This window comes from Peribacillus sp. NPDC055009, from assembly GCF_053608705.1.
Genome location: NZ_JBSGVZ010000012.1, coordinates 51,527 through 63,854 on the forward strand (window position 1 = coordinate 51,527; position 12,328 = coordinate 63,854).

Consider the following 12,328-nt stretch of genomic DNA (forward strand, 5'->3'; position numbering starts at 1 on the left):
TTCTGTGGCAAAGAAAGTAAAAACAATCGAGTACAATGATGATGCAATTCAGGTACTGGAAGGACTCGAAGCGGTCAGAAAACGTCCCGGTATGTATATCGGCAGTACTGATGCACGCGGACTTCATCATTTAGTGTACGAGATTGTAGATAACTCCGTAGATGAGGCTTTAGCTGGATATGGAGACCAAATTAGTGTGAAAATACATAAAGATAACAGTGTAAGTGTGTCTGATAAAGGGCGGGGAATGCCTATTGGCATGCATAAATTAGGTAAACCGACGCCTGAAGTCATTTTGACGATTCTTCATGCTGGAGGTAAATTTGGACAAGGCGGATATAAAACGAGTGGAGGGCTTCATGGAGTCGGTGCTTCGGTCGTTAACGCGTTGTCTGAATGGCTTGTCGTGACAATCAAAAGGGACGGGTTCATTTACGAACAACGGTTTTTCAATGGCGGAAAGCCAGAAACCACTCTGGAGAAAATCGGTAAAACCAATCAAGCAGGTACCAAGATCCACTTCAAGCCCGATCCAAAAATATTCTCGGTGACTACTTTTAATTATGAAATCCTATGTGAGCGTCTTCGCGAATCAGCCTTTCTTTTAAAAGGCATGAAGATAGAATTGACGGATGAGCGTAACGACCATAATGAAGTTTTTTACTATGAAAATGGCATTGAAGCGTTTGTCGATTATTTAAATGAAGAAAAAGAGACCCTTCATAGTGTAGTCAGCTTAGAAGGGGAACAAAATGGGATAGAAGTCGAACTAGCCTTTCAATTCAACGATGGCTATTCAGAGAATATTTTAAGCTTTGTAAATAATGTTCGTACAAAAGATGGAGGCACCCATGAGATTGGCGCAAAAACGGCCATGACACGGGCATTTAATGATTATGCCAGAAAGATGGGGCTATTGAAGGAAAAAGATAAAAACCTCGAAGGTACCGATATACGTGAAGGCTTGTCTTCAATCATTTCAGTACGTATCCCTGAAGAACTTCTTCAATTCGAAGGACAAACCAAGAGCAAGCTTGGAACAAGTGAAGCCCGTTCTGCAGTCGATTCCATCGTATCAGAGCACTTAGCCTACTTTTTTGAAGAAGATCCGACCACGAGTACCCTATTGGTAAAAAAAGCGATTAAAGCGTTCCAAGCAAGGGAAGCGGCACGCAAGGCTCGCGAAGACGCAAGAAGCGGGAAGAAAAGGAAAAAATCCGATGCCATCCTTTCTGGGAAATTAACACCAGCTCAATCGAAAAATCCCGAACGGAATGAACTGTATCTTGTAGAAGGGGACTCTGCTGGGGGATCCGCTAAACAAGGACGCGATCGCCGATTCCAAGCAGTGCTGCCATTGCGGGGTAAAGTTATTAATACGGAAAAGGCAAAACTGGCGGATATTTTTAAAAACGAGGAAATAAATACGATCATCCATGCAATCGGCGGAGGTGTCGGTGCGGAATTCAATACGCCTGACACTAACTATGATAAAGTGATCATCATGACTGATGCCGATACCGATGGAGCCCATATCCAAGTGCTGCTGCTGACATTCTTTTATCGCTATATGAAGCCGTTAATAGAGGCTGGAAAGGTTTACATTGCCTTGCCCCCTTTATATAAAGTGAGTAAAGGGACCGGGAAGAAAGAAGTCATTGAATATGCTTGGAGCGACGAGGAACTTCAGGGAGCGATAGACAAGGTGGGGAAAGGCTATATGATTCAGCGCTATAAAGGGCTGGGTGAGATGAATGCCGATCAATTATGGGATACCACCATGAACCCGGAAACAAGGACATTGATACGTGTGAAGATCGATGATGGTGCCCGTGCGGAAAGACGTGTGACAACGTTGATGGGAGATAAGGTTGAACCGCGTCGTAAGTGGATTGAAGCCAATGTCGCTTTTGGTCTCGAAGAGGAATCGAATATTTTAGATAATGAAAATATGTCGATTGAAGAGGAGGTCATTAACGATGGTATTTGAAGAAACGTTTCGAGATTTGCCGCTAGAAGAGGTAATTGGTGACCGCTTCGGGCGTTATAGTAAATATATCATCCAAGATCGGGCACTTCCAGATGCAAGGGACGGTTTAAAACCGGTGCAGCGCAGGATATTGTATGCGATGCATGTTGAAGGAAATACTCAGGAAAAAGGATTCAGGAAATCCGCAAAAACGGTCGGTAATGTAATTGGTAACTATCACCCTCACGGAGATTCATCCGTTTATGAGGCAATGGTTCGGATGAGCCAAGACTGGAAGCTGCGGAAGGTAATGGTCCAAATGCACGGAAACAACGGTAGTATTGATGGCGATCCGCCTGCTGCGATGCGGTATACGGAAGCAAGGCTTTCATCGATTGCCTCCGAGATGCTGCGGGATATTGAAAAAAGGACGGTCGATTTTGTACCGAACTTTGATGATACTTCAGAGGAGCCCATTGTATTGCCAGCAATGTTCCCTAACCTGCTTGTAAATGGCTCTACAGGAATTTCAGCAGGCTATGCCACTGAAATCCCGCCACATCAACTAGGTGAAGTCATTGATGCGGCCATTATGCGAATCGATAAGCCGGAAGCGACTGTCGCTGACTTAATGACGGTCATTAAAGGGCCGGATTTTCCTACTGGCGGTATCATTCAAGGCATTGAAGGCATTCGTAAGGCCTATGAGACAGGTAAAGGGAAAATAATCATTCGCGGGTTGGCGGAAGTGGAAACGATTCGGGGGGGCAAACAGCAAATCGTCATCACTGAAATCCCATATGAAGTCAATAAAGCAAACCTTGTTAAGAAAATGGATGAATTCCGTCTGGACCGGAAAGTGGAAGGTATCGCCGAAGTTAGGGATGAGACCGACCGTACGGGACTGCGGATTGTCATCGAACTGAAAAAAGAAGCAGATGCAAATGGAGTCCTGCATTATTTATACAAAAATTCCGATCTTCAAATTGCATACAATTTCAATATGGTCGCGATTTATAAAAAACGGCCAACATTGATGAGCCTGCCAAAAATGCTAGATGCATATATCGAACACCGTAAAGAGGTAATCGTGAACCGTTCACGTTATGAGTTGCAAAAGGCACATGACCGGGCACATATCGTCGATGGTTTAGTGAAGGCTTTGTCCATATTAGATGAGGTCATCGCTGTCATCCGGGCATCTAAAGACAAACGGAATGCCAAAGATAACCTCATTGCTAAATTCGATTTTACAGAAGCGCAAGCTGAAGCCATTGTCTCCTTGCAGCTATACAGGCTGACAAATACGGATATTACAGCACTTGAAGCAGAGGCGGCGGAATTGAAAAACAAAATTGAGGAATTGACAAAGATTCTTGGCAGTGAAAAAGTTCTTCTTCAAGTAATTAAAAAAGAACTTCGATTCATTAAAAAGGGCTTTGATGACGGACGTCGTTCCAAAATCGAAAAAGAAATTGAAGAAATCAAAATCAATCTTGAAGTATTGATTGCGAGTGAGGACGTGATGGTGACCGTGACGAAAGAAGGCTATGTAAAACGGACTTCGTTACGATCCTATACAGCATCAGGCGGTCTTGATTTTGGCATGAAGGATTCCGATCGCCTGCTCCAGAGGCTGGAGATGAATACAACTGATGTCCTGTTGCTGTTCACATCCAAAGGGAACTACCTCTATTGTCCAGTTCATCAGCTTCCTGATATTCGTTGGAAGGAAACCGGTCAGCATATCGCGAACATCATACCAATCGACAGGGAAGAACAAATCATAAAAGCGATTCCAATCAAAGAGTTTGCCGTGCCGGAATTCCTATTGTTCATCACGAAAAATGGTATGGTGAAAAAGACAGAATTAGCTTCCTATAAAGCCCAGCGTCATTCAAAACCGCTGGTTGGTGTCAATTTAAAAGGTGACGATGAACTTGTCGATGTCCATCATACCGATGGACAGGCTGACCTTTTCCTGGTCACCCATAATGGCTATGGTTTATGGTTTGATGAAGAGGAAGTAAGTGTTGTCGGTGTTCGGGCAGCAGGAGTCAAAGGGATTAATTTGAAAGAAGATGATTATGTCATTGGCGGAAAGGTTTTGGCCAAGGATAGTAAAGAATCGATCTTTATCGTTACACAGCGCGGGGCCATAAAGAAAATGAAATTAACCGAGTTTGAAAAAACGAGCCGGGCAAAACGCGGTGTCGTGGTCTTGAGGGAATTGAAATCGAATCCTCATAGGGTCATTGGATTTGATATCATTAACAAAACGGACAGCCTATTCATTCTTTCTGAAAAGGGAACCATTGAAACGATTCATGCCGCTTCATTAAAAAATCATGATCGATATACGAATGGATCATTTGTTTTTGATGAAACGGTTAGTGGAAAAGCGAAAGAATTATGGAAAATATCATTGGAAGATGACTCCGCCATAGAGCAGTGAATCATTTTTTAAAACGGGATGCTGATCTTGATCAGCATCCCGTTTTATTTTCAAATAATATCCTTCTCCACATGCCCCGTACTACAAGTTGATACCTTTTACGAAAGCATCTCTAAATTCAAAAATGACTTATTGAGTCAATTTTAAATCCTAGCATTATGAACCTAATATTATTAAGGGCGCAGCAAATAATTCAATTTTGAATTTTACCATTGAATGAATCAGCGTAACATAACGATTTATTTTTGGCACACTCCTTGCATATTGTTTAGTATGACTTCTTTATTTTTTTGAATGAAGAAAGGGGAGGGCCAATGGATAGACCTTGGAAAAAACATATCCCGCAAGGAAACCCAAGCGAGATTGATATTCCTGACATGTCTTTGACGGAACTATTTTATCAAGCAGTCGAACAATATTCGGATAAAACAGCGGTTACGTTCAGGGAGCAGAGGTATACATATTCAGAGTTGGGGACGTTAGTGAAAAGATGTGCCCGCTTGCTTGCTGCTGAAGGGATTGGAAAGGGAGATCGAGTGGCTCTTATGCTTCCTAATTGTCCACAATATCCAATTGGTTTTTTTGGAACTCTTTTGAATGGAGCCATTGTTGTCCAAATCAATCCAATGTATAAGGCGAACGAATTAATACATGTCCTGAAAGACTCAGGTGCAAGGCACATCATTGTGCTAGATGATTTAAAACCAATAGTTGAAGCCGTTATAGCTGCAACCGATGTTGAAAAGGTGTTAAGCGTGTCGCTGGAAAAGGGCAAATGTGAAATGACAAAAAAACTGCTAACAGTAACAGAAGCGGATTTCAGTGTGGAGATTGATCCTGCTAGAGATGTCGCCGTCCTCCAATATACAGGAGGAACGACAGGGCGTTCTAAAGGGGCGATGCTAACACATCGTAATATAGTAGCCAATACGCTGCAGAGTGCAGCCACTTCAAGAATCAATACTCAAAAGGGTAAGGAAAGGGTACTTGGCGTTTCCCCATTATTTCATGTTTACGGCATGACTTCAGGGATGAACCTGACATTTTATAATGGCGGGGAATTAATTCTTGTATCCAAGTTTGAGGTGACGGAGATCGTCGATATTATCAATGATCTTAAACCGACTATTTTTCCAGGGGTACCGACGATGTACATTGCTTTATTACAATATTACCAGTCCCATCCATTTGATTTGCATACATTGAAATCTTGCGTTTCGGGTTCGTCACCATTGCCATTGAATGTATTGTCAAGGTTTAACGAACTGAGCGGGACAAAGATTGCAGAAGGCTATGGCCTGTCCGAGGCGTCACCAGTCACGCACCGGAATCCAGTTAGCGGTCTGCAAAAACCCGGAAGTATCGGGATTCCGATACAAAATACGGATGCCGCCATAATTGACAGTATTACAGGAGAGCCTGCCCTCTTGGTTGATACACCAGGTGAATTGGTCATAAAGGGTCCACAGGTAATGAAAGGTTATTGGGGCATGCCTGAAGAAACGCGGCAGACGATTCAAAACGGATGGCTGCATACCGGTGATATTGCCAAGATGGATGAAGATGGCTTCTTTTACATTGTGGGACGGAAGAAAGAAATGATCATAGCTGGCGGGTTCAATATATATCCAATAGAAATTGAAGATGTCTTATACAGCCATCCTAAGGTTCTGGAAGCTGCCGTCTTTGGCGTTCCCGATCAATATCGCGGTGAAACGGTACATGCAGCGGTAGTTCTAAAACCAAGTGAAAGAATAACTGAAAACGAATTGAAGGTTTATTGCCGAAAGCAACTCGCTGCCTTTAAAGTCCCAAAAGCAATCACTTTTGAAAGTGAACTTCCTAAGACGGCAGTAGGTAAAATCTTAAAACGCAAACTTCAGGAAAAACATATCGCTTATTCGGATAATATATGAAAGCGCTAACAACCAATTCGAAGATAAAGGGGAATGCAAATGGACTTTCGCTTAGATGAAGACATCCTGTTATTAAAAGAAAATATACGCCAGTTTATCGAAGAGCAAATCGATCCATTTTCCATGCAGATAGAGGATGAAGATCATATCCCGGAATCCATTATAAATTTATCGAAGGAAATCGGGCTATTCGGGCTTAGTATCCCGGAAAGGTATGGCGGGCTCGGAATCGGGATGGTGGGAAAATGCGCTTTATATGAGGAAATCGGCAAAACACATAATGGATATACCACTCTGATTGGGGCCCATACCGGCATAGGGACGGTAGGGATAGTCGAAATGGGCAATGAAATGCAAAAGGAAAAGTATCTACCAGATATGGCAAGCGGTAATAGAATTGGTGCTTTTGCTTTAACTGAGCCTGCAGCGGGGTCACATGCTACGAACCTCAAAATGACGGCAGTCAAAAATGGCGATAAATATATACTTAACGGGACTAAGCATTATATAACGAATGCTGATGTAGCAGATATTTTTACGGTTATGGCCGTAACGGACAAAGATAAAGGGGCAAAAGGAATCACCTCATTCATAGTAGAAAAGAATTTTCCGGGTTTTAGAGTTGGTAGCCTGGAAAGGAAGATGGGTCTTCGAGGCTCACATTCTGCCGAATTGGTTTTTGAAGATTGCGAGGTTCCTGCCGAAAATGTACTGGGGGACGTTGGACAAGGGTATGTAAATGCATTGAAGATCCTTGCAAATGGCCGGGCAGGCCTTGCTGCCCGTAATTTAGGGTCCTGTCAGTACTTGCTCGATCTATCTACTAAATATGCCACAGAACGTGAACAATTTAATGTGCCGATCATAGATCATCAAGCTGTATCCCATATGATTGCCGAGATGGCAATGGAAATAGAAGCACTTCGCTCATTCACATACCGGGTTGCATGGATGGTCGATCAGAAAGAAAAAATCATTAAAGAAGCGGCAATGCTAAAGTTGTATGGTTCGGAAGTATATAATCGTGTCGCTGATAAGGCCGTTCAAATTCATGGCGGTATGGGATACATGAAGGATTATCCAGTTGAACGTTTTTATCGGGATGCCCGAATCACTAGAATATATGAAGGCACGTCCGAAATCCAAAAAAATATCATTACCGGACAATTGAAGAGAAAATATCAAAACTAGTCTAATTGGAAAGCGGAGGGGTTAATATGGATTTACGACTATCAGATGAACAAAAAATGGTACAAAAAACAATACGCAAGTTCGTGGAAAATGAATTGATACCCTTGGAAAATGAAGTGCTTCGCAATGAAATGGCAGGGAAGCCTAGTTTACCAGAGGGAACATTGAAAGATTTACAGGAAAAAGCAAAAAAAGCTGGGTTTTGGGGCATCAATACCCCAGAGGAATATGGCGGGGCAGACTTAGGGCAGCTTATGATGGCAATTGTCTTGATGGAAGTATCAAAAACGTTTGTACCATTCAGCTTTGGAGGTTCGGCTGATAACATACTTTATTATGCAAATGAAGAACAGAAACAGAAATATCTGATTCCTACTATTAATGGTGAGAAAAAGTCCTGTTTTGCCATGACGGAGCCGGGGGCTGGGTCTGATACGCGAAATATTAAAATGACGGCAGTAAAAGAAGGGAATGAATGGGTGCTTAACGGAGAAAAAACATTCATCACTGGAGGAAATGATGCCGATTTCGTCATGGTCATTGCTGTAACTGACAAAGAACGTCATCAAGCAACCGGGACGGAAGGGGTAACCTGTTTCATTGTAGACCGTGATATGGGCTGGAGATCAGAATATATCAATACGATGGGAGAATGGGGACCGGCAGGTTTAGTTTTTGATAATGTCAGGGTACCCGAAGAAAACATCTTAGGGGAAGTGCATGGCGGTTATAAACTAGGCTTGGAATGGATTGGGTTTGCAAGATGGATCGTGGGCGCACGTGCTGTTGGTTCGGCAGAAAGATTGCTGCAAATGGCTATAGAATACGCTAAAGAACGAGTAACTTTCGGTAAACCGATCGCGGAGCGCCAGGCCATTCAATGGCAGATAGCTGATTCGGCCGTAGAAATTGAAGCTGCAAGATGGCTTGTATTGAATGCGGCTTTTACACTTGATAATGGAGAAGACAACCGCCATTTAGCTTCAATGGCTAAACTCTATGGAGCCAATATGGGGAATCGGGTCGTTGATCGTGTATTGCAGATTCACGGTGGCATGGGCTATACGAAGGAGCTTCCCATCGAACGTTGGTACCGCGAAGCCAGGCTTTGGAGGATTTATGATGGTACGGATGAAATACAGCGTATGATCATTTCCCGAAATTTGATTAAGGGACATGTTAAAGTAGGGCAATTTTTATAATAGATTAGGAGGAAACGATTATGACAGGGAGATTTTCAGGGAAAACGGCATTAGTTACAGGTGGAAGCAGGGGGATTGGCCGGGCGATCGTCGAACTATTTGCCAGTGAAGGCGCAAACGTAGCGATTATGGATATCAACGAAGAGGTTTTGACATCAACGGGAAATGAATTAAGGGATAAGGGTTATACCATTTTTACAAAAGTTGCCAATGTGGTCAATCCCGAAGAAGTGGAAGCATCCATAACAGAAATAGCCGACACATTTGGATCGCTTGATATTCTCGTGAATAATGCTGGGGTCATCCGGGATAATCTACTTTTCAAAATGACCGATTCAGATTGGCAGACGGTAATGGATGTGCATTTAAAAGGTACTTTCAATGCAGTACGTGCTGCCCAGAAGCATATGGTTGCAAATAAATACGGAAGAATCATCAATATATCATCCACCTCGGCCCTCGGGAACCGCGGGCAGGCTAATTATTCAGCTGCTAAAGCCGGACTTCAGGGGTTAACAAAAACTCTGGCAATCGAACTGGGCAAATACGGGATAACGGCTAATTCGGTAGCACCAGGTTTTATCGAAACCGAAATGACGAAAGAAACAGCTAGGCGGGTGGGAGTGAGTTTTGAGCAATTCATCCAGGACAGGGCAAACAGTATTCCTGTTGCCAGAAGCGGTTTGCCAAGTGATATCGCCCATGCTGTTGCATTCTTTGCCGATGAAGCATCGTCATTCATTAGCGGGCAGGTTTTATATGTTGCGGGCGGTCCAAAAAATTAAGGGAAAAGGCGGGATGTTATGTTCAACGAAAGTATTGGAAAACGATCCAACCCCGTTAAAAATATAGTTGAACGGGGAGCCGTTAAAAAATTCGCAGTATCGATTGGTGATCCCCACCCAATTTTCATAGATGAAGAAATAGGCAGGCAATCAAGGTACGGAACGAATATCGCTCCACCAACTTTCCCAAGGGTCTTTGATTTTGGGACGATTGAAAGCTTAAATCTACCGAATAAAGGGTTGATTCACGGTGAGCAGATATATCGCTATAACAGGCCGCTGAAGGTAGGGGAAGAAATCACCTGTTATACGGAAGTGAAAGACTATTATGAGAAAAAAGGAAAACAAGGGGAAATGGGATTTCTAGCCTTTAAAAATTATGGGACGGATGCAAATGGGGAAATCGTCTTCACTGCTGAACAGCTTGTCATTATAAATGAAACGATCAGAAGGATGGTGATGAGTAAGTGACGACATTAACCGAACTGCATATTGGTGACTCGTTACATTCCATCGAGCTTGCGCCTGTAACGCGACTGGACCTCATTAAATATGCCGGCGCATCAGGTGATTTCAATCCCATTCATACGATTGATGAGGAAGCAAAAAATGCTGGTCTTCCCGGTATCATCGCGCATGGAATGTGGACGATGGGAAACCTCGCAAAGCTTTTCAGTAATCTATATGAAATTGGTTTTATCGAAGAATACAAGATTCGTTTCAAAGGTATGGTTTTCTTGAATGATGTCATAACTCTTCAAGCGGATCTAAAAGAAAAAAATGGGGATAGATATTTTTTCAACGTTGCGGCCACTAATCAGTCAGGTAAGGAAGCAATCAGTGGAGAGGTTATTTTTAAGACTTACTGAGGGAAAGTAGTGATGAAAATTATTTCATCACTACTTTTTTTGGAGCGAAATTCGACAATTTTAAAGGAGTTTCGAAAATTATCCAGAATTGTACTTAAAAAGAATTCTTTTTGCGGCGGTGAATAGTAATGAATCAAGTGAAACAGGATTCTCGGATTAATTTGCTCAAAGAGTCGACCATCCCTGCACTAGTCGTGGATTCTGAAAATCGGATAAAGGATTGGGGCAACTATTTTAATCAATCGTTAAGTCAGGATGGTAATAATACACTAACCGAACAATTCGATGAGTGGCAATTTCTCGATAATAAAAGGCTTGCAGCTGCAAGGCTGCATGATAAGCGGTATTTATTTTTATTAATGAAACAAATGGATGCTGACAATATTCTATATATAGGCAGTGAAACAGAATTTTTGGACGATTTATTGATTGATGCGCATGAAACGGATAAATTGAATCGCGCACTGGATGCCATTATCGAAAATTCCTATGATGGAATATACATCACCGATCAAGATGGAATCACGCTTTATACCAATTCGGCAATTGAACGGATCACTGGCATACCAAAAGAGTATTATATCGGCAAATCGGTGGACCAATTAATTAAACGCGGCATACTGAATGCTTCGGTGACGCATAAGGTAGTGAAGCTGAGACGAACGGTATCAGTCGTACAGGATAATTTTGCTGGAAAGGAAACATTGATTACAGGAAGTCCCGTTTTTAATGCAGAAGGGGAAATAGAGCAAGTCGTTACGAATATAAGAGATTTATCCGATTTAAATGAACTGATGCACGAGTTGACGAAAGTAAATGAACTGAATAATCAATATAAGCAGGAAATTGAAAAACTGCGGAAGATAACAAGCAAGGATGGAGTCGTATTTGTCAGTGATAAAATGAAAATGATTTATGAAATTGCTGAAAGAATATCGGATATTGATGCGACAGTACTCATTCTGGGAGAAACGGGTGTTGGAAAGGATGTCCTTGCCCGCAATATTTATAATCGGAGCATCCGATCTAAAAAAGGAGATTTCATCAAAATAAATTGTGGGGCAATTCCTGCTGATTTATTGGAATCCGAGCTCTTTGGATATGAAGGAGGGGCATTTACCGGAGCCAATCAAAAAGGCAAACCAGGGATGTTTGAGCTTGCAGAGAGTGGGATCTTATTCCTGGATGAAGTTGGTGAGCTTCCCCTGCAACTTCAAGTGAAGCTGCTTCGGGCCCTTCAGGAAAGGGAGATTCAAAGAATCGGTGGAACAAAGCCAAAGAAGATCGATGTTCGCATAATAGCAGCCACGAACAGAAATCTATCGGAAATGGTCAAAGCGGGTGAGTTTCGTGAAGACCTCTTTTATAGGCTGAATGTCATTCCGATTACGATTCCTCCTCTACGGGAAAGAAGAGAGGATATCTTGGCATTGACTGACTTATTTTTAACAAAAGCAAACGAACAATATAAATTCTCAAAAGAAATAGATTCGCGGTTGAAGGAATATTTTTATCAACATGATTGGCCAGGAAATGTCCGTGAATTGATTAATATAGTGGAAAGGCTCGTCGTGCTGACGGATAATCAAATATTATCGATTAACGACCTTCCGGAAGAATATCAGCCGGAAAATCGGAATCAGCCGAACCTCAATGCTACCCTAACTTTAAAAGAAGCGGTGGAAAGAGCCGAAAAGGAAATCTTGACGAAAGCGGCTCAAACCTACCAAACTACATATGAAATCGCAGAGGCCCTAGATTCCAGTCAGGCAACAATTGTGAGGAAACTTAAAAAATACCGATTAAAGGTCAGCGGAAAAGAATAGGTGAGTTTGAACAGCACCTCAATTGTTGGAAACCATCCAACAATGGAGGGTGCTGTTTTTTTGTGGATTTTAACCTGGACTTGCTTAAAACGATTAAGGTTGTGAAGGTTATTAT

9 protein-coding genes are annotated in these 12,328 nt (G+C 42.3%); all 9 read left to right on the forward strand.

What is annotated here, in order from left to right; all coding sequences use genetic code 11:
• The first annotated feature begins 4 nt into the window (after positions 1-4).
• The 9 genes from parE (at position 5) to ACWF5P_RS17940 (ending at position 12,213) form a co-directional block, all read left to right on the forward strand.
• Positions 5-1,990, forward strand: coding sequence for a DNA topoisomerase IV subunit B (gene parE / locus ACWF5P_RS17900; RefSeq protein WP_101221904.1), 1,986 nt, complete (start codon positions 5-7; stop codon positions 1,988-1,990).
• On the forward strand, positions 1,980-4,424 hold the full coding sequence (gene parC, locus ACWF5P_RS17905) for a DNA topoisomerase IV subunit A (protein WP_452445125.1): 2,445 nt from the start codon (positions 1,980-1,982) through the stop codon (positions 4,422-4,424). Before parE ends, parC begins: the two co-directional genes overlap by 11 nt.
• Positions 4,425-4,738: 314 nt before the next feature.
• Positions 4,739-6,340: an AMP-binding protein gene (locus tag ACWF5P_RS17910; protein WP_434169457.1), complete on the forward strand. Its 1,602-nt coding sequence runs from the start codon at positions 4,739-4,741 to the stop codon at positions 6,338-6,340.
• A 39-nt stretch (positions 6,341-6,379) separates the two neighbouring features.
• On the forward strand, positions 6,380-7,531 hold the full coding sequence (locus tag ACWF5P_RS17915; protein WP_434169458.1) for an acyl-CoA dehydrogenase family protein: 1,152 nt from the start codon (positions 6,380-6,382) through the stop codon (positions 7,529-7,531).
• Between the two features lie 26 nt (positions 7,532-7,557).
• Positions 7,558-8,733, forward strand: a complete 1,176-nt coding sequence (locus tag ACWF5P_RS17920; RefSeq protein WP_057277806.1) for an acyl-CoA dehydrogenase family protein — start codon at positions 7,558-7,560, stop codon at positions 8,731-8,733.
• Positions 8,734-8,753: 20 nt separating this feature from the next.
• Complete coding sequence (locus ACWF5P_RS17925) at positions 8,754-9,518, forward strand: 3-oxoacyl-ACP reductase FabG (protein ID WP_434169459.1); 765 nt, start codon at positions 8,754-8,756, stop codon at positions 9,516-9,518.
• 18 nt (positions 9,519-9,536) lie between these two features.
• Complete coding sequence (locus ACWF5P_RS17930; protein ID WP_434169460.1) at positions 9,537-9,989, forward strand: FAS1-like dehydratase domain-containing protein; 453 nt, start codon at positions 9,537-9,539, stop codon at positions 9,987-9,989.
• Complete coding sequence (locus ACWF5P_RS17935) at positions 9,986-10,387, forward strand: MaoC/PaaZ C-terminal domain-containing protein (protein WP_057914834.1); 402 nt, start codon at positions 9,986-9,988, stop codon at positions 10,385-10,387. Before ACWF5P_RS17930 ends, ACWF5P_RS17935 begins: the two co-directional genes overlap by 4 nt.
• Positions 10,388-10,515: 128 nt before the next feature.
• Positions 10,516-12,213, forward strand: a complete 1,698-nt coding sequence (locus tag ACWF5P_RS17940; protein WP_232782872.1) for a sigma-54 interaction domain-containing protein — start codon at positions 10,516-10,518, stop codon at positions 12,211-12,213.
• Positions 12,214-12,328 lie beyond the last annotated feature (115 nt).

What these genes read in the sequence shown, in the direction of transcription:
- parC (WP_452445125.1), top strand. Translation starts at nt 1,980, where the DNA reads ATGGTATTTGAAGAAACGTTTCGAGATTTGCCGCTAGAAGAGGTAATT.
- ACWF5P_RS17915 (WP_434169458.1), top strand. Translation starts at nt 6,380, where the DNA reads ATGGACTTTCGCTTAGATGAAGACATCCTGTTATTAAAAGAAAATATA.
- ACWF5P_RS17920 (WP_057277806.1), top strand. Translation starts at nt 7,558, where the DNA reads ATGGATTTACGACTATCAGATGAACAAAAAATGGTACAAAAAACAATA.
- ACWF5P_RS17930 (WP_434169460.1), top strand. Translation starts at nt 9,537, where the DNA reads ATGTTCAACGAAAGTATTGGAAAACGATCCAACCCCGTTAAAAATATA.
- ACWF5P_RS17925 (WP_434169459.1), top strand. Translation starts at nt 8,754, where the DNA reads ATGACAGGGAGATTTTCAGGGAAAACGGCATTAGTTACAGGTGGAAGC.
- ACWF5P_RS17940 (WP_232782872.1), top strand. Translation starts at nt 10,516, where the DNA reads ATGAATCAAGTGAAACAGGATTCTCGGATTAATTTGCTCAAAGAGTCG.
- ACWF5P_RS17910 (WP_434169457.1), top strand. Translation starts at nt 4,739, where the DNA reads ATGGATAGACCTTGGAAAAAACATATCCCGCAAGGAAACCCAAGCGAG.